Source organism: Streptomyces sp. SM1, assembly GCF_002910825.1.
GTDB lineage: Bacteria > Actinomycetota > Actinomycetes > Streptomycetales > Streptomycetaceae > Streptomyces > Streptomyces okerensis.
Window position 1 is genome coordinate 1 of sequence record NZ_NEUB01000822.1, and the last position, 22562, is coordinate 22562.

At 71.5% G+C, this 22562-nt stretch carries 19 protein-coding genes and 2 pseudogenes; 16 read left to right on the forward strand and 5 right to left on the reverse strand.

Annotation, left to right across the window (positions count from 1 at the left end):
* Positions 1-126: 126 nt before the first annotated feature.
* Positions 127-1062, forward strand: coding sequence for a serine protease (locus B9S61_RS25645; protein WP_103544361.1), 936 nt, complete (start codon positions 127-129; stop codon positions 1060-1062).
* An 18-nt stretch (positions 1063-1080) separates the two neighbouring features.
* Here the strand turns inward: B9S61_RS25645 and B9S61_RS25650 are convergent, their stop codons facing one another.
* Together B9S61_RS25650 and B9S61_RS25655 are read right to left on the reverse strand one after the other, a co-directional pair.
* Positions 1081-2691 carry an amidohydrolase family protein gene (locus tag B9S61_RS25650; protein ID WP_103544362.1) on the reverse strand — a complete coding sequence of 537 codons (1611 nt, stop codon included), beginning with the start codon at positions 2689-2691 and terminating at the stop codon, positions 1081-1083.
* Positions 2692-2702: 11 nt separating this feature from the next.
* Positions 2703-3968 carry an amino acid deaminase gene (locus B9S61_RS25655; RefSeq protein WP_103544363.1) on the reverse strand — a complete coding sequence of 422 codons (1266 nt, stop codon included), beginning with the start codon at positions 3966-3968 and terminating at the stop codon, positions 2703-2705.
* Positions 3969-4104: 136 nt separating this feature from the next.
* Between B9S61_RS25655 and B9S61_RS25660 the strand changes: the two genes are divergently transcribed.
* The 4 genes and pseudogenes from B9S61_RS25660 (at position 4105) to B9S61_RS25675 (ending at position 7539) form a co-directional block, all read left to right on the forward strand.
* Positions 4105-5379 (forward strand): sugar kinase, encoded by a 1275-nt coding sequence (locus B9S61_RS25660; protein WP_258039851.1) that lies wholly within the window; start codon positions 4105-4107, stop codon positions 5377-5379.
* A complete protein-coding gene (locus B9S61_RS25665; protein ID WP_103544364.1) occupies positions 5376-6143 on the forward strand; it encodes an IclR family transcriptional regulator in 768 nt (255 codons plus the stop codon). Before B9S61_RS25660 ends, B9S61_RS25665 begins: the two co-directional genes overlap by 4 nt.
* 40 nt (positions 6144-6183) lie before the next feature.
* A pseudogene (locus tag B9S61_RS25670) lies at positions 6184-6723 on the forward strand (GntP family permease); the annotation flags it as partial.
* 84 nt (positions 6724-6807) lie between these two features.
* A complete protein-coding gene (locus tag B9S61_RS25675) occupies positions 6808-7539 on the forward strand; it encodes a hypothetical protein (RefSeq protein WP_258039852.1) in 732 nt (243 codons plus the stop codon).
* Positions 7540-7650: 111 nt separating this feature from the next.
* On the opposite strand, the pseudogene B9S61_RS43545 reads toward B9S61_RS25675, so the two are convergent.
* Both B9S61_RS43545 and B9S61_RS25690 read right to left on the reverse strand, forming a co-directional pair.
* Positions 7651-7844: pseudogene (locus B9S61_RS43545) on the reverse strand (SDR family oxidoreductase); the annotation flags it as partial.
* Between the two features lie 141 nt (positions 7845-7985).
* Entirely contained in the window at positions 7986-9323 is a 1338-nt protein-coding gene (locus B9S61_RS25690) for a M14 family metallopeptidase (RefSeq protein ID WP_103544365.1), read from the reverse strand.
* Positions 9324-9511: 188 nt separating this feature from the next.
* Between B9S61_RS25690 and B9S61_RS25695 the strand changes: the two genes are divergently transcribed.
* Positions 9512-10834, forward strand: coding sequence for an Nramp family divalent metal transporter (locus B9S61_RS25695; RefSeq protein WP_103544366.1), 1323 nt, complete (start codon positions 9512-9514; stop codon positions 10832-10834).
* A gap of 74 nt (positions 10835-10908) precedes the next feature.
* On the opposite strand, the gene B9S61_RS25700 is transcribed toward B9S61_RS25695, so the two are convergent.
* A complete protein-coding gene (locus B9S61_RS25700) occupies positions 10909-12615 on the reverse strand; it encodes a chitinase (protein WP_103544367.1) in 1707 nt (568 codons plus the stop codon).
* 435 nt (positions 12616-13050) lie between these two features.
* On the opposite strand from B9S61_RS25700, the gene B9S61_RS25705 reads away from it, so the two are divergent.
* Genes B9S61_RS25705 through B9S61_RS25750 form a run of 10 tightly spaced genes read left to right on the forward strand, consistent with a single transcriptional unit; the run spans position 13051 to position 22412 of the window.
* On the forward strand, positions 13051-13884 hold the full coding sequence (locus B9S61_RS25705; RefSeq protein WP_103544368.1) for a hypothetical protein: 834 nt from the start codon (positions 13051-13053) through the stop codon (positions 13882-13884).
* A 55-nt stretch (positions 13885-13939) separates the two neighbouring features.
* Positions 13940-14647 carry a Flp pilus assembly protein CpaB gene (gene cpaB / locus B9S61_RS25710; protein ID WP_103544369.1) on the forward strand — a complete coding sequence of 236 codons (708 nt, stop codon included), beginning with the start codon at positions 13940-13942 and terminating at the stop codon, positions 14645-14647.
* A 7-nt stretch (positions 14648-14654) separates the two neighbouring features.
* A complete protein-coding gene (locus B9S61_RS25715) occupies positions 14655-15908 on the forward strand; it encodes an AAA family ATPase (RefSeq protein WP_103544370.1) in 1254 nt (417 codons plus the stop codon).
* A 5-nt stretch (positions 15909-15913) separates the two neighbouring features.
* A complete protein-coding gene (locus B9S61_RS25720) occupies positions 15914-16318 on the forward strand; it encodes a septum formation initiator (protein WP_103544371.1) in 405 nt (134 codons plus the stop codon).
* On the forward strand, positions 16319-16711 hold the full coding sequence (locus B9S61_RS25725) for a TadE/TadG family type IV pilus assembly protein (RefSeq protein WP_103544372.1): 393 nt from the start codon (positions 16319-16321) through the stop codon (positions 16709-16711).
* A 48-nt stretch (positions 16712-16759) separates the two neighbouring features.
* On the forward strand, positions 16760-18097 hold the full coding sequence (locus B9S61_RS25730; RefSeq protein WP_103544373.1) for a CpaF family protein: 1338 nt from the start codon (positions 16760-16762) through the stop codon (positions 18095-18097).
* A 9-nt stretch (positions 18098-18106) separates the two neighbouring features.
* On the forward strand, positions 18107-19051 hold the full coding sequence (locus B9S61_RS25735) for a type II secretion system F family protein (RefSeq protein WP_103544374.1): 945 nt from the start codon (positions 18107-18109) through the stop codon (positions 19049-19051).
* 20 nt (positions 19052-19071) lie between these two features.
* The gene (locus B9S61_RS25740; protein WP_103544375.1) at positions 19072-19959 is read left to right on the forward strand and encodes a DUF5936 domain-containing protein; all 888 of its coding nucleotides are present in this window, start codon (positions 19072-19074) and stop codon (positions 19957-19959) included.
* A 15-nt stretch (positions 19960-19974) separates the two neighbouring features.
* Positions 19975-21549, forward strand: a complete 1575-nt coding sequence (locus B9S61_RS25745; protein ID WP_103544376.1) for a sensor histidine kinase — start codon at positions 19975-19977, stop codon at positions 21547-21549.
* Positions 21546-22412 carry a response regulator transcription factor gene (locus B9S61_RS25750; RefSeq protein WP_103544377.1) on the forward strand — a complete coding sequence of 289 codons (867 nt, stop codon included), beginning with the start codon at positions 21546-21548 and terminating at the stop codon, positions 22410-22412. Before B9S61_RS25745 ends, B9S61_RS25750 begins: the two co-directional genes overlap by 4 nt.
* Positions 22413-22562: the final 150 nt, after the last annotated feature.

Sequence of the window (22562 nt, forward strand, 5' to 3'; positions counted from 1 at the left end):
CCTCGCGTGTTGCTGGCGGAAAATGAGCTCTTGCCCCCGCGTCGTCCGCATGATGACAATGCGCATGACAATCCTGTGGGTGGCCGGGGGATCCCCGGCCGCCCGACGCCGCAAGAGGGGACCCCCATGAGAAAGCCTCTCGTCGTCGCGCTCTGTGCCCTGGCACTCGCCGGGGCGGGCGCGACCCCCGCGGTCGCCGCCGCGCCTTCCCTCACGGGCGCGGACACGACCTCGGGCGCGGTCCCGACCACGTCGTTGACGGACGTCGTCAACGACACGGTCGGGACCGCGGTGGACACCCTGTCCGCACTCACGGCGCCGAAAGCCGGCGCCGTGAACTTCGCCGGTACCGTCTCGCTCAGCAACTGCTCCGGCTCCGTCATCCGCATGCCCGACTCGGCGGCCGACGACCCGGCGCTGGTGCTCACCAACGGCCACTGCCTGGAGAGCGGGTTCCCCGCGCCCGGCCAGGTCCTCGTCGACCGGGCGTCCAGCCGCAGCTTCGGACTGCTGAACTCCTCCGGCTCCCGGGTCGCCACCCTGCGCGCCGACCGGCTCCTCTACGGGACCATGACCGACACGGACGCCGCGATCTACCGGCTCGGCACCACGTACGCGCAGATCAAGAGCTCGTACGGCATCGACCCGCTGACCCTGAGCGACACCCGCCCGGCGGCCGGTACGGCCATCAGCGTGGTCTCCGGCTACTGGAAGCGGATCTACAACTGCTCCGTAGACGGCTTCGCGTACCGCATGAAGGAGGGTGACTGGACCTGGAAGGACTCGGTCCGTTACACCTCCGCCTGCAACACCATCGGCGGCACCTCCGGCTCACCGGTCGTCGACAGCGCCACCGGCCAGGTGGTCGCCGTCAACAACACCGGCAACGAGGACGGCGAGCGCTGCACGGTCAACAACCCGTGCGAGGTCGACGAGAACGGGCAGGTCACGGTCCGCCAGGGCATCAACTACGCCCAGCAGACGTACCTGTTCCCGGCCTGCTTCGGCGTGGACAACAGGCTCGAGCTGAGTGCGAGCGGCTGCGCGGTGCCCAAGCCGTAGACGGCGTGGGGCGGGCGGTCAGCGGGGAGTTCCGCGGACCGCCCGGCCCGCCAGCACGTCCGTGCGCCGCCCGTCCTCGATCACGAACCGCCCGTCGACCAGGACGTGCGGGATGCCCGTCGGCAGCGTCCGGGGTTCGGCGAAGGTCGACCCCGCGGCCACCGACCCCGGGTCGAAGAGCACCAGGTCCGCCCGGTACCCCTCACGGATCAGCCCCCGGTCCGGCAGCCGCAGCCGCGCCGCCGGGCGCGCGGTCAGACGCGCCACGCACTCCTCCAGCGACAGCACCCCCAACTCCCGCACGTAGTGCCCGAGATAGTGCGGGAACGTTCCGTACGCGCGCGGGTGCGGCTTGGCGCCCTGGAGGATGCCGTCCGAGCCGCCGGTGTGCACCCGGTGCCGCATGATCGTCCGGACGTTCTCCTCGTGCCCGACGTGCTGGAGGATCGTCGGGGCGAGCCGGTCCTTCAGCAGCAGCTCCCGGGCCACCGCCCAGGGGGACTCGCCGCGCTCCCGCGCCGACTCCAGGACCGTACGGCCCACGTACTCGCCCAGCGCCGGATCGCCGACGCCGGAGATCTCGATGGTCTCCCACTCCATGGGCACCCCGTGGCAGCCGTCCGAGCCGGTGACCTCCAGATGGTGCCGTATCCGCTCGGCGGTCCCCTCGTCGGCGAGCCGCCGCAGCGTCTCCTCGGGGCCGCCCTCGCTCGCCCAGCTCGGCAGCAGCGCCGCGAGCGTGGTGCAGCCGGGGGGGTAGGGGTAGGTGTCGAGGCTGATGTCGGCGCCCGCGTCCAGGGCCTCGTCCAGGAGCGCCAGCAGTTCGGGCGCGCGCCCCTTGTTCACCCCGAAGTTCATGGTCGCGTGCGCGAGATGCAGTGGGCAGTCCGCCTCCCGGGCCAGCGCCACCATCTCCGCGTACGCCTCCAGCGCGCCGGCGCCGTAGGAGCGGTGATGGGGGCAGTAGTAGCCGCCGTACGACGCCACCACCCGGCACAGCTCCGTCAGTTCGGCACCCTTGGCGTACATGCCGGGTGTGTAGGTCAGCCCCGAGGACATGCCGACCGCGCCCTGTTCCATGCCCTCGGCGACCAACTGCCGCATCCGGTCCAGCTCTTCGGGCGTGGCCTCGCGGTCCTCCCAGCCGACGGCGAGCGCGCGGACGGTGCCCTGCGGGATCAGGTACGCGGCGTTGACCGCGATGCCCCGGTCCAGCCGGTCCAGGTACTCGCCGACCGACCGCCAGTCGAAGTCGATGTCGTCGCCCGGGCCGTTCCAGCCGGCGACCGCCCGGCGGACCTCGCCGAGTGTGCGGTCGTCGACCGGGGCGTACGACAGCCCGTCCTGGCCCAGGACTTCGAGGGTGACGCCCTGCACCGCCTTGGCGCTGTGGTCGGGGTCGCGCAGCAGCGCCAGATCGCTGTGGGCGTGCATGTCGATGAAACCGGGCGCCAGCACCAGCCCCTCGGCGTCCAGTTCGCGGCGGGCCTTCGGGCGCTGACAGCCCGCGTCCGCCGCCTCCTTCACGATGGTGACGATGCGGCCGCCGTCCACGACCACGTCCGCGCGGTACGAGTAGTCGCCGGAGCCGTCCACGACGTCCGCGTCCCGGATGACGAGCTCTTCCATGCGCCGGCCTCCTAGAAGAACGTACGGATGTAGTCGACCACCGTGCCGTCCGCCTCCGCCACGGGGATGAGCACCCACTTGTCGAACGACGTGCACGGGTGGGACAACCCGAGTCCCACCCAGTCTCCCACCTCCAGGCCGGTGTCCCCGGTGGTGCGCAGCCACGCGTGCTGGTCGGACAGTCCCGTCACCGAGATCCCCTCGGCCGGGCGCTCGACGCCGCGGCGGCGCACCACCTGGGCGAACGGCAGATCGAGGTCGTAGGCCGCGTCCCGCTTGCCCGCGTTCGTGAACGCCTGCTCGGGGGAGGGGCGCGACACCACCTGCGTCCACAGCCGGAACGCCGGTTCCAGCGCGCCTTCCTCCGGGACCCGGTTGAAGGGCGTCAGCTTGCGGTAGTGGCCGTCGTCGTGCGAGACGTATGCGCCCGAGCGCAGCAATTTCAGCACGGGCAGCGAGAGTTCCGGGACCTCGGCGAAGACGTCCGCCACCGCGTCGAACCAGGCGCTGCCGCCCGCGCTCACCACGATCTCGTCGAGCCCCGCGAACCGCCCCGCCCCGTCGAAGTCCGCGGCGAGCGACACCAGCCGCCGCAGCCACGCGCGCACCCGCTCCGGATCCGCCTGCGGCACCTCGCCCTCGTATCCGGCGACCCCGGCCAGCCGCAGCGACTGCGCCCCGGCCACGGCGTCGGCGACGGCAGCGCACTCCGCCTCCGTCCGCACACCGGTGCGCGCCCCCTCGCCGGCGGCGAGCTCGACGACGACGTCCACGGGGCGGGAAGCCCCGGCGAGCGCCGCGTCCATCAGTTCGACCCCGCGTACGGAGTCGACGTAGCAGAGGAAGCGGAATCCGGGGTCGGCGTCCAGCTCGGCGGCGATCCACCGCAGGGCCGCCGCGTCCACCAGCTCGTTGGCGAGGAACACCCGCTGGACCCCGTACGCCCGCGCCACCCGCACCTGATGCGGCACGGCCAGGGTGATGCCCCATGCCCCGTGCTCGATCTGGCGGTGGAAGAGCTGCGGGGCCATGGACGTCTTGCCGTGCGGGGCGAAGGCGAGCCCGTGCCGGGCCGCGTACGTCTCCATCAGCCTCAGGTTGTGCTCCAGTCGCTCGGCGGAGAGCGCGAGCACGGGGGTGGTGAAGCCGCCGGTGAAGAGGTTGCGCCGCTGGGCGGCCAGTTCGCCGACGGTCAGCCCCCCGGCGTCCGGCGGGAGGCCCTTGAAACGGTGGTCCACCCGTTCCTCGGTGAGGTGGGCGAGAGCGTCGAGGACCATCAGAGCCTCCCTGTTCAGTTGCGTTGCATAGGGTGCAACACGCGTTGCGTATATCGCTGACCGCTGTCTAACATCTCGGCCACGCGGGGTCAACGGACACCGCTTCACCCCGCACCGGACGAGGAGCCCCGCCATCGTGACCGTCACCGGACCCCGCAACGGCCCCGACGTCGTGGACGTCGTCGCGCTCGGCGAGTCCATGGTGACCTTCCTGCCCTCCCGGCCGGGCCGCCTCGCCGACGTCCCGTCCTTCGAGCGGGGCATCGGCGGCGCGGAGTCCAACGTGGCGTGCGTGCTCGCGGCCGCGGGACACTCCGCGCGGTGGATCAGCAGGGTCGGCGCCGACGGCTTCGGCGACCACCTCCTCGAGACGATCGGCGGATACGGGGTCGACGTGTCCCACGTCCGCCGCGACCCGGACCGGCCGACCGGCGTCTACTTCCGCACGGCGGGGGACCGCTCGACCGACGCCCACGAGGTGGCGTACTACCGGTCGGGCTCGGCGGCGTCGGCGATGTCGCCGGCCGGCGTGGACCCGGACGCCGTACGCGCCGGACGCGTCCTGCACCTGTCCGGCATCACACCGGCGCTCTCCGCCGGCTGCCTGGCCCTGATCCGCGAGCTGACCGCCCCCCGCCCCGCCCGCCCCATGATCTCCTTCGACGTCAACCACCGCCCCGGCCTGTGGAGCGACGGCCGCGGCCCGGAGATCCTGCTGGAACTGGCGCGCGGGGCGGACCTCGTCTTCATCGGAGAGGACGAGGCGGAGGAGGCCTGGGGCATCACAGGCGGCCCCACCCGCATCCGAGCTGCTCTGCCCGAGCCGGAGATGCTGGTGGTCAAGCAGGGATCGCGGGGAGCCGTCGCATTCCACGATCCCGCGGGCGAGGCCGGCATCCCCTCCGCGGACGGCCGAACCCGTCTCCCCGGGGGCGGTCGCCCCTCCCCCGGAGGGGGGACCCCCAGGGCGCCGGGGGTTCCTCCGCTCATGGGGAGGGCGGGCGATGGGGGCACCTCCCGCTCATGGGGGTCCCCCCGCTCGAGCGCAGCCGAGAGTGGGGGAGGCATCCCGCAAGCGCCGGGCCGCGCACCATCTCCCCGCCCGGCCGCCACCGAGCCGGCCCTCGACGTCGACGTCGTCGCGACGACCGGCGCCGGCGACGCCTTCGCCGCGGGCTTCCTCTCGGCAACCCTCCGCGACCTCCCCCTCCGGGACCGGCTCAGACACGGCCACCTCATGGCGGCAGCCACCCTCACCGCCCCCGGCGACCTCGCCCCACCCCCCGCCCGCGCCCTCGCCGACCGCCTCGCCGCCCTCGACGACACCGCGTGGGGGAGACTGCGACTCGGCTCCGGCTGGACACGAGCCGAAGAACACCCGGGGCCCGAGAAGGAGGCACGCACCCCATGAGCCAGACCGTAGACCGCGCCCTGAGCATCCTCCCGCTGCTCGCGGAGGGCCCCGCCGACCTCGGCCAGGTCGCCGACCGCCTCGGCGTGCACAAGTCCACCGCCCTCCGCCTCCTGCGCACCCTCCACGAACACGGCATGGTCTACCGCCAGGCCGACCAGCACTACCGTCTCGGCGCCCGCCTCTTCGCCCTCGCGCAGGAGGCGATGGAGAACCTCGACGTCCGCGAGATCGCCCACCCCCACCTCGTACGCCTCAACGAGACCTGCGGACACACCGTCCACCTCGCCGTGCACGAGGAGAACGAGGTCCTCTACATCGACAAGGTGGAGAGCCGCTACCCGGTCCGCATGTACTCGCGGATCGGCAAGCCCGTCGCGATCACCGTCGCGGCCGTCGCCAAACTCCTCCTCGCCGACCTGCCCGAGCACGAGCGCCGCGCCCTCGCGGAGAAGCTCGACTACCCCATGTACACGCCCCGTTCGACACCCCACGCCGCCGCGTTCCTCCAGGAACTGGCCAAGGTGCGCGAACAGGGCTGGGCCACCGACCTGGGTGGCCACGAGGAGTCCATCAACTGCGTCGCCGCGCCGATCCGCGGCGCCGACGGGAAGGTGGTCGCCGCGATGTCGGTCTCCGCGCCGAACGTCGTCGTCACCGCCGACGAACTCCTCACCCTGCTCCCGCTGGTGCGCCGTACGGCGGACGCCGTCAGCGGCGAGTACTCCGGCAGAACACCGGCCGCTCCGGCAGAACCCCAGTAGGGACAGTCCCGTATGACCGAGAAGACCGCGCTCACCCGCTTTCGTGGCGCTCACCCTCGCCCTGTTCCTCGCCTACTACCTGCTGGGCATCCGGCGCGGCTGGTCGCGCAAGTCCCTGGAGACCGTCTCGGCGTCCTCGCTGAAGCCGGTCGGCAACATCCTGCTGGTGGTCGGCGCGGGCGGCGTCTTCGGCGCGGTCCTCAAGGGCAGCGGGGTCGCCCAGGCGCTGTCCGACACCTTCAACGACGTCGGCCTCCCGGTGATCGTCCTGTCCTACCTGATCTCGGTGGTGCTGCGGGTCGCACAGGGCTCGGCGACGGTGGCGATCGTCACGACGGCGGGCATCGTGGCCCCGCTACTGGCCGAGGGCGATCACTCGCAGGCGTTCGTGGCGCTGGTCATCATGGCCATCTCGGCGGGCTCGATCTTCGCCTCGCACGTCAACGACGGCGGCTTCTGGATGGTCGCCAAGTACTTCGGCATCAGCGAGCGGGACACGCTCAGGACGTGGACGGTGCTGGAGAGCGTGCTGTCCGTGGCCGGATTCGTGGTCGCCGCGGCGCTCAGCCTCGTCGTGTGAGCCGTGACGCCCGTGTAGGCGTCTGATAACGAAGTGGGGGGCCGGCTGTGTCCGGCACAGGTTTGTCGACCATACTCCTGCGGTGTGGAGCAGCGTATAGGTTCGAGCAGCCAGCCCCTGGAAGGCGCCGGGTTCGACCCGGCATTCATCCCCGGGCTCACCTCGCCCGCGACCGGCCGGGAGGAGGACGCGAAGGCGAAGGCGGACGATCCGGCGGACGACACGGCAGCCGAGGCCGCCGACGACTCCGGAGCCCCGGAGCCCGCCGAGGGGCCCACGGATGATTCCGCGGACTCCGAGGCCGCAGAAGCCGCCGAGGTCCGCGAGGACGCCGGGGAGAACCCCGAACCCGCTCCCGACGGCCCCGTCTTCGAGGCGTCCGACCGCCGCGCCAGGATCATCGCGGACCACAGCGGTGTCCGGCTGCGCCTGGACGACCAGGAGTGCGAGTTCCGCTGGGACGAGATCGGCGCGGTGGAGACGGAGACCGCCCGCTTCGGCAAGCGGTTCACGGTCACCGTCCACACCCCCGACCGCCGTTGGTACCCCCTCGAGATCGAGGCCGACTCCCGCGGCCGCTTCACCGAGTGGGACACCGGACTGGACGCGGTCCTGGACGCGTACTTCGACGAGGAGGCCGGCGAGGACGCCGATCCCGGCGAGGACGCCGATCCCGGCGAGCCCGCCGAACTCACGGAGAACGCCGAGAACGCCGAGGCCGCCGAGGACACGGAGAACGCCCGGAGCGACGCCGCCGACGACGATGCCGAGCCCGAGCCCGAGCCCGAGGCCGGCGCCGGGAGGAAGAAGTCCTGAGCGCCGCCGGGCCCTGTCCGGCGGATCGTGTGACCACCCGTCGCGTCGAGGGAACCGGGCACGCACCACCGGCGATCGCTCAGCCCGGGTGTAGCCGCCGTCGGCGGTCGCTCAGGCCCGGGTGTAGCCGCCGTCGGCGGAGAGTTCGGCGCCGGTGACGAACGACGAGGCGTCCGAAGCCAGGAAGAGGGCGGCCTCGACGATCTCCCCGGGTCGGCCGGCCGCCCCAGTGGCACGACATCCTCGGCGAACCGGTCGGCGTCCGGCCCCGCTGCGTCGAGCAGGCAAGGGGTCCGCGTGGGTCCGGAGACGCTGCGGAGCGTCGCGGACACCGCACTGGCGGTCCTGCCCGTGCCCGAGGGGCAGGACCGCCTCGCGACCGGGACGGTCCGGCCCGTCGGAGCCGACGTGGCTCCCTCCCGGTCATCCGGTCCGCCGGCCGGCGCCTAGCCGCAGTACTGCCCCTCCTTCCCGATGGAGCGGTACATGCAGTCCGCGTTCTCCAGGAGCTGGAGCACGGCGTCCCGGTTGCGGGACGTCTCCCGCTCGATGACCTCGTCGGGCGGGTAGAAGCCGCCGTTCCAGGACGACGTGGGATACATCTCGAACGTGTAGCCGAAGATCTTGTGCGCACCCCAGAGGTAGTCGTCGATCGACCCGTCCGTGATGTACAGGTCGCTGGACTGCTGGGGTGTGTAGCCGTTGCTGGCGGCCATCTTCTGGCCGACGGACTTGAAGGCGGCGTGGTCGTCGGCCGTCATCCCGGTCGTGGTGTCGGAGTAGGTGTAGCCGAAGGGCCACAGGACCAGCTCGCTGTAGGTGTGGAAGTCGATGCCGGCCGTGATCTGCTGGACCCCGCCGACGACCCGGCTGCGTACGAAGTCGGCGACGACCTTCACCTCGGGCGCCGACTCCGGGGCCGAACCCCGGTAGGTCTGCGAGGACTTGGAGCCGGAGGAGCCGCCGCAGCAGCCCCAGCGGTAGTCCCAGTTGCGGTTCAGGTCGGTCCCGACGTACGACGAACCGGAGTTGGGCTGGCGGTTCTTGCGCCAGGAGCGGTAGGAGCCGGAGGCGATGTCGTACTCGCCGCCGTCCGGGTTGAGGTCGGGGACGATCCAGATCTCCCGCCCGTTCACCATGTTCGTGATCCGGGAGTCGCTGCCGTATCCCGCGCCGAGTTCGCGCAGCAGGTACAGCGCCATCTCGACGGTGAGGTGCTCGCGGGCGTGCTGGTGGTGGGTGAAGAGGACCTCGGGCTCGTTCTCGTCGGTGGCCACGTTGTCGCTGATCTTGATGGCGACGATGTTCCGGCCCTGGTAGGACGTGCCGATCACCCGCTTGCTCATGATGGACGGGTACGCCGCGAGCCGCTGGTCGATCTCCGCGTTCATCTCGGCGTAGTTGTGGTAGCGGGAGTCGGCCGAGGGGAAGTCGTACAGGCGCGGTCCGTCGGCGGCCGACGAGCGGTCCGGTGCCGCGCCCAGCGGCGTGACCTCGTAGCCCTGTTCGCGCAGCGTGCGGATCTGGTCCGCGCGTCCGGAGACGACCACGGTCTCCTCGTCCGCCTCGTCCACGGTGACGCCGGAGCGCTGGATCGCCGTACGGGTCAGGGCGGTCGTGTGGCGGTGGATCTCGTACTGGCGGATGTCGTCGGCCGAGGGCGCCGGGCGGTCGGCGCTGTCGGCGCCGGCCTGGGTGGCCGTCAGGGAGAGGGGTGCGGCGAGGGCGAGGGCGAGGAGCACGGCGAGCGCGGCGGAGCGTCTGCCGCGTGGGCGGTGTCGCATGAAGTCTCCTTGTGGGAGGTGGGGGTGGTTCATGGCGACGTGCGTGGTGCGGTGCGCCCATCGTCAGCGGCTGACATGATCAGGTCAAGATGTGGGCGGGCTTCGGCCCGCGGTCCGACCGGACGCATCCGGTGAAGATCCCCGCACGCCCCCTTGCCCGACGGCCACCCGTCCGCTTTCTTGACCCTATGGCGGACACCACGGGAAACACCCAGGACACCGGGGCGGCGACCGCGCCCGGCCCCCGGCCCCGCAGATCCAGCTGGCGCCACATCGGCCCCGGCATCGTCGTCGCCGCGACCGGTGTGGGCGCCGGAGACCTGGTGGCCACGCTCATCGCCGGCAGCAACTTCGGCTACACGCTGCTGTGGGCCGCGGTCATCGGCTGCCTGGTGAAGATCTCCCTCGCGGAGGCGTGCGGCCGATGGCACCTGTCCACCGGCCGCACCCTCTTCGACGGCTGGGCGAGCATCGGCCGCTGGACGACCTGGTTCTTCGCCGTCTACGCGGTGATCTGGGGCTTCGTCTACGGCGCGGCGGCGATGTCGTCCAGCGCCCTGCCGCTCCAGGCCCTCTTCCCGGACGTGATGGACCTCGAGTGGTGGGCCATCGCCTGCGGCCTGGTCGGCCTGGCCTTCGTCTGGTTCAACAAGTACGCCGTCTTCGAGAAGGTCATGACGGTCCTGGTGGGCGTCATGTTCCTCGTGACCGTCTACCTCGCGATCCGGGTCACGCCCAACCTGGGCGACGCCTTCGCCGGTCTCCTCCCGGTCATCCCGGACGAGAAGGACTCGGTCCTCAACACCCTCGGCCTGATCGGCGGCGTCGGCGGCACCATCACGCTGGCCGCGTACGGCTACTGGGTCAACGCCAAGGGCTGGACCGGCAGCGGCTGGATGAAGGTCATGCGGCTGGACAACCGGGTGGCCTACACCACCACCGGCATCTTCGTCGTCGCGATGCTGCTCGTCGGCGCCGAGCTGCTGCACTCGGCGAACATCGCCATCGCGAGCGGCGACAAGGGCCTCATGCAGCTCGGCGGCATCCTCGAGGAGCAGTACGGGACGGCCACCGGCAAACTCTTCCTGATCGGCTTCTTCGCCACCTCCTTCACCTCCCTGATCGGCGTCTGGCACGGCGTGAGCCTGATGTTCGCCGACTTCCTGGCTCGCCGGCGCGGCGAACGGGAGGCGCGGGGCGACATCCTGGCCTCCGGGAGCCGGGAACGCTCCTGGGCCTTCCGCGCCTACCTGCTCTGGCTCACCTTCCCGCCCATGATCCTGCTCTTCCAGGACGAGCCCTTCCGCCTGATCATCATCTACGGCGTCCTGGGCGCCGCCTTCATGCCGTTCCTCGCCCTCACCCTGATGTGGCTGCTCAACTCCTCCCGCACGCCGCGCGAGTGGCGCAACGGGCCGCTCAGCAACACCATGCTGGCCGTCGCGGGCCTGCTGTTCCTGGTGCTGTGCGCCAAGCAGGTCTGGGACCAGCCGTGGGCCCAGTTCTTCTGACACCGGGCGCACGCCGGCGCCCCCGCTCACGGTGAGGTGAGCGGGGGCGGGGGTTCGCGGAGCGGGACGGGCGGTTACGGCAGGGCGTGGACGTGCGGGCCCACCGCGTTCGACCAGGCGTTGTTCGCCGCGGCGTCCCAGTTGGTGGACCAGGTCATCGCGCCCCGCAGGGACGGGTAGGTTCTCGACGGCTTGAAGGTGCCGCAGTTGGTGCCCCCGGTCAGGCAGTCCAGGGCGTTGTTCACCACGGACGGGGAGACGTAGCCGCTGCCCGCGCCCCGGGTCGAGGCCGGCAGGCCGAGGCCCACCTGGGACGGGTCGAGGCCGCCCTCCAGCTGGATGCAGGCGAGCGCGGTCAGGAAGTCCACCGAGCCCTGGCCGTAGACCTTGCCGTCGCAGCCCAGCATCGAACCGCTGTTGTAGTACTGCATGTTGACGACCGTGAGAATGTCCTTCACGTTCAGCGCGGTACGGAAGTACGAGCCGGACGTCGACTGCATGTCGATGGTCTGCGGGGCCATGGTGAGGATCATGGACGGGCCGGCCTTCGCGGACAGCGAGCGCAGCGCCTGCGTCATGTAGGTGGCGTTGAGGCCGTTCTCCAGGTCGATGTCGACGCCGTCGAAGCCGTACTCCCGCATCACGGCGTACACCGAGTCGGCGAAGTTCGCCGCGGAGGCGGAGTCGTTCACCGAGACGGTGCCCTTCTCGCCGCCGACCGAGATGATGACCTTCTTCCCGGCCGCCTGCTTGGCGCGGATGTCCGCCTTGAACTGCTCGACGGTGTAACCGTTCAGGCCCGCCGAGTCCAGGTTGAAGGTGACGGCGCCCGGGGTGCCCGTCGCGTCGGCGAAGGCGACCGCGATGATGTCGTAGTGCGACTGGACGTCGGAGATCCGCTGGACCGCGGCGCCGTTGTCGAAGTTCTGCCAGTAGCCGGTCACCGCGTGCCTGGGCAGGTCACCGCCACCGCCCCCGCCGCTCTCCTTCGTCCGCGCGGACACCGCCGCCGACTTCGCCGACTCGCCCGCCGCGTTGGTCGCCGCGACCTGGAAGGAGTACGACGTCGAGGCCGCGAGCCCGGTCACCGTCGCCGAGGTGCCCGACACCGCCGTCACCTTCGTACCGTCGCGGTAGACGGTGTATCCCGTCGCCCCCGAGACCGCGTTCCAGGCCAGTGACACCGAGGAGGAGGTCGTACCGGAGACACCGAGGCCGCCCGGGGCACCCGGGACCGTGGGCTCAGGGTCGCCGCCGCCCCCGTCCGGGCCGAACACCGACAGGTCGTCCACGTGGTACGCCGCCTGGCCGTACCAGCCGTGGGTGTAGACGGTCACCGAGGTGGTGGAGGAGCCGGTGGTGAAGCTCGTCGACAGCTGCTTCCAGCTGCCGGAGTCCGGGGTCCAGGTGGACACGTCCGTCGTCCCGGTGCCGGTGACGCCCAGGTAGGCGTACCCGCCCTGCACCCAGCCGCTCAGCCGGTACGTGGAGTTCGGCTTCACCGCCACGCTCTGGGAGCAGCGGGCGTTGTCCTGGCCGGCCGGGGTGGCCTTGAGCGCGGACGCGCCGCCGTGCACCGGGGAGGAGACGGTGCTCCCGCTGTTCGCGGAACAGGTCCAGTTGCTCAGGCCCGCCTCGAAGCCGGCGTTCCTGGCGTTGTTGACGTCCGCCGCGGATGCCTGGCCCGCGCCGGCGAGGGGAAGGGCGAGGGCGAGGGCGGAGACGAGGGCTCCGGCCCAGACGCGTCTGCTGCGGCCGGGCGTTCCTGGTGCGTGGTCCACTGGGGCCTCCGGTGGGGGAAGTCGGTGAGGAGGGAGCGACGGTGGCCACCGTTGGAGGACCAAGGTGGTCCAGACCAATACCCTTGTCAATAGGTCCGGACCAGAAATGCCGCCATCGGTGCGGGAGTAGGCTTGCCGCCGGAGGGGAGGCGTGGGAGGGCCCGGGGCGGGCCCGGCGTCAAGTCGGGCGTACGGGATCCGCGCCACTGGGTCCGGATCGAGACCGGTGAGATGCTCGGCCTGCCCCGATTTGACGCACCTTGTGCACCAGTAGTTGCTGTTCAGCTACTCAAACGCTGTTCTCCGGTCACGGACCCGCGGTTACAGTGCTCACGTAGTCACGCAGTGAAGTCGCCGGAGTGCATCGGAGTAACACCCCGGCGGGCTGCCGGGTATGGGGAGAACGGGGAGCCGCGCGTGCCAACTGCCATTGCCGTGACCGGCGCCGACATGGCGTTACCGGCCCAGGACGACCGAACCCTGCCCGCCGTCGTGCTGCGGGACATCGACACCCGCCCGCTCGAACAGGTGCTGTCCGACCTGCAACTGCTCATCGAGCAGCACGGCCACGTCATCGTCGTCTGCTCGCAGGCCACCCCCACCGCCGTCCGGCGCCGGCTGCACACCCTGCGCTCCCTCCTGGAGAGCGACCGGATAGCCCTCTTCCGCCCCGATCTGCCACCGCTCGGACTGGCGGTCCTGGCCCGCCAGCTGCGTCAGCTCGCCTCCTGCGACCTCAGCCCCGGCGTCCTCGCCTCGGCCGGCCGTCTGCTGATCCACTACATCCACTCCGGCGCGCTGCTCGGTTCCGTCGCCCGGCTCGACCGTGTCCCCGTGAACCTGAAACAGCACGCCAAGTCCTGGATGCCCGGCAGCCAGTTCGCCGTACTCGCCCACCCGCAGCCCCAGCTCGTCCGCCTCGGCCCCGAAACCGCCCTCGACGGCCCCGAGTTCGGCACCTGGATGCTGGTCGCCAAGGGCCAGCTCCAGTCCGACTGGGTCAGCGCGACCCTGGCACCCGCCTGGCAGGTGCAGGGACTGCGCGAGACACCGCTGCCCGCCGAGTCCCCGGGCTGGTGGGGGACCGGCAAGGTCATCGAGTTCTGCACCTACCTGCCCGACCTGTCCGTCCTGTACCAGCTGGTCACCTCCGTACGGCGCGGCACCTGCCACTGGTGCGGCATCGACGTCATCGGCGACCGGTGCGTGTTCTGTTCGGCCACCCCGCCCGCCCCCGAGGGCCCACCCGCCCTCACCCACCGCACCTGACCCGTTCGACCACCGCACCAGCCGGCCCGACATCACCGATGAGGTTGTACGGTCTATGAACTCCCGTCAGCGCCGAGGCGTGATACTCCTGCTCCTGTCGGTCCTGTGCGCCCTCGGCGCGTTCGCCGGCGTGCTCTCCGTCATCAACGACGTGGAGTCCAAGGTCGGCCCCGAGGTCACCGCCTACCGGCTGAAGTCCGACATCGCGCCCTACACCGCGCTCCGCACGGACCAGTTCGAGAAGATCTCGATGCCCGAGCGCTGGCTCTCGGAGAACGCCGTCACCGACCTCGACGACATCCGCGGAAAGACCGCCGTCACCACCCTGCGGCAGGGCTCCCTGCTGCAGAGCGACATGGTCGTGAACCAGCCCGAACTGCGGCCGGGCCAGCAGGAGGTCGCCATCATGATCGACGCGGCCACCGGCGTCGCCGGCAAGATCACCCCCGGCGCCGCGGTCAACGTCTACGCCACCTTCGAAGGCGAACGCGAGGGCTCCCCGGACCAGTCCCGGATCATCGTGACCAACGCCAAGGTCCTCGACGTGGGCCGGCTCACCGCCCTCCAGCCCGACGAGAGCGACCGCGGCCGGCAGCCCACCGACGCCGTACCGATCACCTTCGCGCTGTCGGCCATCGACGCCCAGCGCATCACCTACGCCGAGTCGTTCGCCCAGCGGGTCCGGCTCGCGCTGGTCGCACCCGGGAGCGACACCACGGTCCCCGAGCAGGACCGGACGTACGAACTCGCGAAGGACAAGTGAGAGCCGCATGCCCACCAGGATCCTGCCGGCAGTCGGCGACGCGGACGCGGTCCGGTCCATCACCACGCTGCTCAGCCAGCTTCCCGACGCCGAGCCGGTGGCCCCGGTGGCCGACTCCACCCAGCTCGTCGACACCCTCGCACGCCTGGCCGCCGAGTCCGTCGACGAACTCCCCGAGGTCGTGGTCGTGCACGAACGGATCGGCCCCGTCCCCGCCCTGGAGCTGATCCGCGAAGTCGCCCTGCGCTTCCCCTCCGTCGGCGTCATCCTCGTCACCTCCGACGCGAGCCCCGGCCTCTTCCAGGCCGCCATGGACTACGGCGCCCGCGGCCTCGTCGCCCTCCCGCTCAGCTACGAGGAGCTCGCCAGCCGCGTCCAGGCCGTCGCCCAGTGGTCGGTCGGCGTACGCCGTCATCTGGGCGCGGGCGTCGACGTGTTCACCGGAATCGGCGGCACCGTCGTCACCGTCAGCGGAGCGAAGGGCGGCGTGGGCACGACACTGACCGCCGTCCAGCTCGCCCTCGCCGCCCAGGCGTCCGGCCGCAGCACCGCCCTGGTCGACATGGACCTCCAGACCGGTGACATCGCCTCCTACCTGGACGTCCAGTTCCGCCGCTCCGTCGTCGACCTGGCCGCGGTGGGCGACATCTCCCCGCGCGTCCTGGCCGACGCCGTCTTCCGCCACGACACCGGCCTCGCCCTGCTGCTCGCCCCCGCCGAGGGCGAACGCGGCGAGGACGTCACCGACCGCGCCACCCGGCAGATCGTCAGCGCCCTGCGCTCCCGCTACGAGGTCGTCGTCATCGACTGCGGCGCCCAGCTCGGCGGGGCCGGCGCGGCGGCCGTGGAGATGGCCGAGCGGGCCCTGCTGGTCACCACCCCCGACGTGGTCGCCGTACGGGGCGCCAAGCGGGCCGTGCGGATGTGGGACCGGCTGCAGATCCGCAAGGCGGAGGAGACCACGATCGTCGTCAACCGGCACACCCGGGGCACCGAGATCCAGCCCCCGCTCATCCAGAGGATCACCGGCACGACGGTGGCGGCCACCACGGTTCCCGCCCACTTCAAGGAACTCCAGGCAGTGGTGGACGCCGGACGCGTCCACGAGCTGGAGAACAAGAGCACGGTGAAGCAGGCCCTGTGGGGCCTGGCCGGCGAACTCGGCCTGGTCAAGGTGGCCGAGGGCGCCCACAAGGGCGGCCGGCTGCGCGGCGACCGGGGGTCGGTGAGCTTCCGGAGGCGGAAGGACGGCGGGGGATGAGAGGAATGCGGACTACGGCCTCACGGCGGCCCGGCGACCGTGACCGTGACCGGGGCCAGGTCACCATCGAGTTCCTCGGCATGACGCCGACGATCCTCGTCACGCTGGTGGTGCTGTGGCAGCTCGTGCTCGTGGGGTACACCTTCACGCTCGCGGGGAATGCTGCGGACGAGGCGGTACGGGCGGCGACCGCGGCGGAGCGGGGCGGCGCCCGCGAGGGAGCCTGCGAGGAGGCCGGTCTCGACAAGCTGTCGGGCGCGTGGGCGGGGGGAGCGAACGTGGACTGTGCGACGGGAGGCGGCTTCGTCACCGCCGACGTGAAACTCGACGTCCCCATCCTCTTCCCGGGCACGGTCTCCTTCCCCTTCAGGGTGACGGGCCACGCGGGCGCGGTCGAGGAGGAGGACTGAATGCCGTACCGACATGGCACATGCCGGCGGGAGCGCGGCCGGATCCGGCGTCGCGACCGGGACCGGGGCCAGGCGGCGCTCGAGTACCTGGGCTTCCTCCCCGTCCTGCTCATCGTCGGCATGGCCGTCGTACAGCTCGGCCTGATCGCCTACACCGCCCAGCAGGCGGGCACCGCGGCGCGGGCGGGAGCGCGCAGCGCGTCGCTGGACCAGGGCGCCGCAGGGGCCTGCTCGGCCGCCGTCAGTTCCTGGCTGGCCGACCGCACCACCTGTGTGCCGGTGCCGCTCGGCAAGGAGGTCACCGTCACCGCCACGGTCGACATCCCCTCGATCGTCCCGGGCTGGAACTTCGGCCCCGCCCGCAAGACCGCCACGATGCCCGTCGACCACTGACGTGCTGAGGAACAGGGACCAGGAACAAGAACGAGGAGCACGGGACTCATGAGCCTGCGGGCACGCATCAACTCCCCCGAGGAGACGGCCGGGCGGGGCGAGGACGGCCACATGGTCGCCTCCTACCGCGCCAAGCTCCTGGAGGAGATCGACCTCGCGGAGATGAGTTCGCTGGCCGCGGCCGAGCGCCGGGCCCGGCTGGAACGCGTCCTCGGCCACATCATCAGCCGCGAGGGCCCGGTCCTGTCGACCGTCGAGCGCTCCCAGCTGATCCGCCGCGTCGTCGACGAGGCACTCGGCCTCGGCATCCTGGAACCCCTGCTGGAGGACGCGTCGATCACCGAGATCATGGTGAACGGCCCCGACGCCATCTTCGTGGAGCGCGGCGGCCGCGTGGAGCAGCTCCCCATGCGGTTCGCCTCCAACGACCAGCTGATGCAGACGATCGAGCGCATCGTCTCCACCGTCAACCGCCGCGTCGACGAGTCCAACCCGATGGTCGACGCCCGTCTCCCCTCCGGCGAGCGCGTCAACGTCATCATCCCGCCGCTGTCCCTGACCGGCGCCATCCTCACCATCCGCCGCTTCCCGCGCTCCTTCACCCTCCAGGAGCTCATCGGCCTCGGCTCGCTCGACGAGCAGATGCTGTACCTGCTGGCGGGGCTGGTGCAGGCACGCTTCAACGTCATCGTGTCGGGTGCCACGGGCACCGGCAAGACCACGTTGCTGAACGCCCTCTCCGGCCTGATCCCCGAGGGCGAGCGCATCATCACCATCGAGGACTCCGCCGAACTCCAGCTCCAGCAGCCGCACGTCATCCGCCTGGAGTCCCGCCCGCCGAACGTCGAGGGCAAGGGCAAGATCACCATCCGCGACCTCGTCCGCAACTCCCTGCGCATGCGCCCCGACCGCATCGTCGTCGGTGAGGTCCGCGGCGGCGAGTCCCTCGACATGCTCCAGGCCATGTCCACCGGCCACGACGGCTCCCTCGCCACCGTCCACGCCAACAGCGCCGAGGACGCGCTGATGCGCCTGCAGACCCTCGCCTCCATGTCCGACGTGGAGATCCCCTTCGTCGCCCTGCACGACCAGATCAACAGCGCCGTCGACGTGCTCGTCCAGCTCACCCGCTTCGCCGACGGCGCCCGCCGCATCACCGAGATCGCCCTCCTGGAGAGCCACGGAGGAGAGCCGTACCGGCTCGCCACGGTCGCCCGCTTCCACGCCCGCCCGATGACCGCCGACGGCCGCGTCTACGGCGCCTTCGAGCACTACCCCCTCCCGCGCCGCACCGCCGACCGCCTCTACACGGCGAGCCAGCCCGTCCCGCAGGCGTTCGGCATCGCCCAGTCCGCCGACCAGCTCGCCACCAGAGAAGCCAGGTAGGAACCGTCCATGGAGTTGCACGACCTGACCACGCTGACCACCGGCATCGCCCTGCTGACCTGTGTCCTCGCGGTCGTCGGTGTGCATTCCTACGCTTCCGGCCGGGCGCAGCGCCAGGCACTGGTGGCCCGCCTCTCGGCCACCGGACAGATCCCCGTCGCCGGCCGTCGCCGCCACTTCCCCACCCTGGACCGCCGACTGCGCCGCACCGGCTTCGGCAGGAAGCTGGAACTGCGCCTGCTGGCCACCGGCCTGGACATCACCCCCGGCGAGTTCGTCGCCGCGATGCTCGCCGGCGTCGCCGGCCTCTGGCTGATCGGCCAGTCCACCCTCGCCCCCTTCTTCGGCCCGATCGCCGGTCTCCTCGGCATCGGGGCGGCCTGGCAGTTCCTCAACTGGCAGCGTCAGAAACGCATCGAGAAGTTCATCAACCAGCTCCCCGAGCTGGCCCGCATCCTGGCCAACGCCACCCAGGCCGGCCTGGCGCTCCGTACCGCCATCGGCATGGCGGCGGAGGAACTGGAGGCCCCGGCGGGCGAGGAACTGGCCAAGGTCGCCAACCAGCTGGCGATGGGCGCCTCCATGGACGACACCCTCGGCGAACTGGCCGACCGCCTTCCCTCCCGCGAACTGGTCGTCCTGGTCACCACGCTGGTGCTGTCCAGCCGGGCGGGCGGCCAGGTCGTCAGCGCGCTGCGCAACCTGACGGAGACGCTGGAGGAGCGCAAGGAGACGAGGCGCGAGGTCCGCACCCAGCTCTCCCAGGTCAGCATGACGTCGTACGCCGTACCCGTCCTCGGCGTCGGCTCGTTGTTCCTGATGAACGGCGTGAAGGACGGCGCCCTCGAGCGCATGACCGGCTCCCCGGCCGGCCAGGCCGCGGTGATCATCGCCTTCGGGCTGTACGCCGTGGGCTTCGTCCTCATCCGCCGACTGTCCCGCATCGACGTCTGACCGGCGAGGAGGCCGACCGAATGGGACTTCTGCTCGCGCTGCTGATGGGCCTCGCCGTCTGGGGCGTCTTCGCCGGCATCCGCATGTACCGCGCGGAGGCCAAACTCCCCAGCGACCTGATGCTGGCCCTGGAAGTCGGATCCACGCGCACCGGCGCGGTCGACTCCCTCGTCGACCGCATGGGCATGCGCTACGCCCCCGCCGTGCTGCGCCTCATGGGCCCGGCGAGGGTCGCCAGGTACCGGCGCAGGATCGACCTGGCGGGCAACCCCGGCGGCCTCACCATCGACCGCTACGCCGCCCGCCGCGCGGTCTACGGCGCGCTGGGCGGCGTCGGCTTCCTGGTCTTCCTCATGCGCGGCCAGCTCTTCGTGGCGCTGCTGCTGCTCGCCTTCGGGGCGTTCTGGACGGAGGTCGGCATCTGGTCGGCGATCCGTATCCGCAAGGACGTCATCGAACGCACCCTGCCCGACTTCCTGGACGTGCTGGCCGTCGTGGTCAGCGCGGGCCTGGGCTTCCGGCAGGCCCTGGACCGGGTGTCGATGAAGTACGAGGGCCCGTGGGCGGACGAACTGCGCATCACACTCCGCCAGATGGACCTCGGCATGAGCCGCAGGCAGGCGTTCGCGGAGCTGCGCCGACGCAACGACTCCGAGCAGGTGGCGATGTTCGTGACGGCGCTGCAGCAGGGGGAGGAGCTGGGCGCGCCGATCGTCGACACGCTGGTGTCGCTGGCCAAGGACATGCGCCGTACGGACGCGCAGAACGCCCGCCGGAAGGCGGCCCGCGCGGTCCCCAAGGCCACCATGATGATCACCACGTTCATGGTCCCGGCCACGATGATCCTCCTCGGCGCCGGCCTGATCCTCGGCTCCGGCACCGACTTCGGCTCGATCACGGGCGAGTAGGACGGGGCGGCTGAGATGACGACGACCAGGGAACGCACGAGGCTGCTCCGCCGCCCGGCCGCCGGGCCGCCGGAGATCACCACCCCGCCGGCGGGCACGGTCCTCCCGCCCTCCGCGAGGACGGGCGCCCCGGACGTCCCGGTGACGTCGGTGACGCCGATGCTGCCGCCGGGATGGGAGCCGGTGACCGGAGCGCACCCGCAGGCCCACGGAGCGGCGGCCGCCGACGGCGCCGGGGCCCCACAGGGGCCACCCGCACCCGACAACGAGAGCCGCACGGGTGGTGCGGGTGGGAACCCGGATCCGGCCGAAGGCCGGACGCACCCCCCACAACCCGCACCCGCACCCGACGCGCAGATCCAGGCAAACGCCCTCCAAGCCCTCTGCCGGCAGGCATTCGGCTTCAGGCTGGCGATGATCGCCCTCGCGGCCCCCGCGGCCCTCCTGAACGCCGGCCCCGGCTGGGGCACCCGCCTGGTCGCCACAGCGGTGATCGTCACCTTCATGGCGTCCTACGTCCTCTTCCGCGACTGGGAACGTTTCGGCCCCCTCCTCCTGCGCCACCCCACCCTCCTGGCCGTTGACACCCTCTTCGGCGCCCTGCTCCTGATCTCCGCCGGCCCGGACACGACCCTCGCCTACGTCAGCGTCTGCACCCCCCTCCTCGCCGGCCTCGCCTACGGCTGGCGCGGCGCCGCGGTCTTCGCCTCCCTCCAGGGCCTGATCCTCCTGCTCGTCTACGCGACCCTGGAGGACCCGCACACGGACCTGGCGCAGACACTCCTCCTCCCCGGCCTCTGCGTGATCGCCGGAGCCGTCGGCTCGAGCCTGCGCAAACTGATGCTCAGCCTCGGCCGGGCGCCCCAGGCGCTGACGGCGATCCAGGCCCGCCTGGCGGTCACGGAGGCGGTCAGCGCGGAACGGGCACGCCTGGCCCGCGAGATGCACGACTCGGTCGCCAAGACCCTCCACGGAGTGGCCCTGGCGGCGGACAGCCTGACCGCCACGACGGACGCCCCGCACATCGACCCGGACCTGGTGAGACAGCAGGCGGAACTGGTGGCACGCTCGGCCCGCAGAGCCGCCGCCGAATCGCGTGAACTCCTGGCCGACCTCCGCCGGGAGTCGGACCCGGACCAGGGCACGGACGTGCTCGTGGAACTCGCCGCTCGCACCCGCGACTTCAGCAAACGCACGGGCCTGCCGGCGTCCTACGGTCCCACCGGCGAGGACAGCGTCCCCCCGGTCCCCCCGGCCGTGGCCCGCCAGCTCCTCACCATCGCCCAGGAGGCGCTGGAGAACGCCCACCGCCACGCGGGACCTTCCAGGGTCGACGTCCGGGCGGGCGTCCACGGAGACCTGCTCCGCATCAGCGTCTACGACGACGGCGCCGGCCTCCCGCCCGGCACGAACCTGGAACACCTCCGCAGGGCGGGCCACTTCGGCCTGGTGGGCATGGTGGAGCGGGCGGCCTCGGTCGGCGCCCGCATCCGCATAGGACGGGGCACCCTCGCCCAGGGCACGGAGGTCCGCCTGGAACTCCCGCTCGCGGCGGTATCGCCGACCACTCCGACGGAGGCCATGCCATGACGACACCGCCGAACCCCTTCGAGTACGCCCCACCGCCCCCCGCCTCGCTCCGCGTGGTGGTGGTGGACGACAACCCGGTGGTCCGCGCGGGCCTGACGGCCCTCCTCACCGGCCGCGAGGACATCACGGTCGTGGCGGAGGCGGCGGACGGCCGGGAAGCCTACGAGGCCGCCCGCGCCCATCGCCCCGACGTCATCCTCCTGGACGTCCGCATGCCCGGCGTGGACGGCATCTCCGCCCTTCCCCACCTGGTCGGCATCGCCCCGGTCGTGATGCTGACGTACAGCAGGGAGTCGGAGATCGTCCAGGAGGCGCTGCGCAGGGGAGCGGGCGGCTATCTGGTCCACGGCGAGTTCACGGCGGACCAGCTGGTGTCGGCGGTGCGCGACATCAAGGAGGGCCGACCCCACTTCACCGCGACAGCGGCAGGTGCGTTGCTCTCGCAACTTCGACAGAGGGCGGGCTCGGGGCACCCGTTGCCGGAGGGATTGGGTGCCGGAAGCACAACTCATCGCCAGTCGCCGCGATTCGGCCTGCCGCACATCCCGCCCCCACCTACTTCTGCGGAAAACCTTTCGCATCTGCAACCGGATATGGCACAGTCGTCGTCTGGGTGGGCAAGCGGTCGCCCGGCCGCACCCGACAGGTCCAGGTTCCAACTGAGCGCGAGGGAGGCGGAGATCATGGACCTCATCGCCTCCGGCATGAACAACCAGCAGATCGCCGCGACGTGCTTCATCAGCGAGAAGACGGTCAAGAACCACATCAACCGCATCTTCGCGAAGCTCCACAGCACAAGCCGTTCCGAGGCCGCGGCGAAGTGGCTCGGCACGGCACCGGGCTCGGGTCGAGGGGTGGGGTGACCTCCGGTGACGGCATGGGGGAAGAGGCGCTGGGCCCGCGATTGGGCCCCGGATTGGGCCCTGGGGCCCTCTGACGGGCGAGGTGCCCGGCCGTACGTTACTGCTGTCGAAAGCGGCCCCGCGAAAGAGGCCGCCACCGCATCAGCCGGA

Coding starts and splice junctions, on each gene's coding strand:
- B9S61_RS25645 (WP_103544361.1), top strand. CDS start 127: ATGAGAAAGCCTCTCGTCGTCGCGCTCTGTGCCCTGGCACTCGCCGGG.
- B9S61_RS25650 (WP_103544362.1), bottom strand. CDS start 2,691: ATGGAAGAGCTCGTCATCCGGGACGCGGACGTCGTGGACGGCTCCGGC.
- B9S61_RS25655 (WP_103544363.1), bottom strand. CDS start 3,968: ATGGTCCTCGACGCTCTCGCCCACCTCACCGAGGAACGGGTGGACCAC.
- B9S61_RS25665 (WP_103544364.1), top strand. CDS start 5,376: ATGAGCCAGACCGTAGACCGCGCCCTGAGCATCCTCCCGCTGCTCGCG.
- B9S61_RS25690 (WP_103544365.1), bottom strand. CDS start 9,323: ATGCGACACCGCCCACGCGGCAGACGCTCCGCCGCGCTCGCCGTGCTC.
- B9S61_RS25695 (WP_103544366.1), top strand. CDS start 9,512: ATGGCGGACACCACGGGAAACACCCAGGACACCGGGGCGGCGACCGCG.
- cpaB (WP_103544369.1), top strand. CDS start 13,940: ATGAACTCCCGTCAGCGCCGAGGCGTGATACTCCTGCTCCTGTCGGTC.
- B9S61_RS25715 (WP_103544370.1), top strand. CDS start 14,655: ATGCCCACCAGGATCCTGCCGGCAGTCGGCGACGCGGACGCGGTCCGG.
- B9S61_RS25720 (WP_103544371.1), top strand. CDS start 15,914: ATGCGGACTACGGCCTCACGGCGGCCCGGCGACCGTGACCGTGACCGG.
- B9S61_RS25725 (WP_103544372.1), top strand. CDS start 16,319: ATGCCGTACCGACATGGCACATGCCGGCGGGAGCGCGGCCGGATCCGG.
- B9S61_RS25730 (WP_103544373.1), top strand. CDS start 16,760: ATGAGCCTGCGGGCACGCATCAACTCCCCCGAGGAGACGGCCGGGCGG.
- B9S61_RS25735 (WP_103544374.1), top strand. CDS start 18,107: ATGGAGTTGCACGACCTGACCACGCTGACCACCGGCATCGCCCTGCTG.
- B9S61_RS25740 (WP_103544375.1), top strand. CDS start 19,072: ATGGGACTTCTGCTCGCGCTGCTGATGGGCCTCGCCGTCTGGGGCGTC.
- B9S61_RS25745 (WP_103544376.1), top strand. CDS start 19,975: ATGACGACGACCAGGGAACGCACGAGGCTGCTCCGCCGCCCGGCCGCC.
- B9S61_RS25750 (WP_103544377.1), top strand. CDS start 21,546: ATGACGACACCGCCGAACCCCTTCGAGTACGCCCCACCGCCCCCCGCC.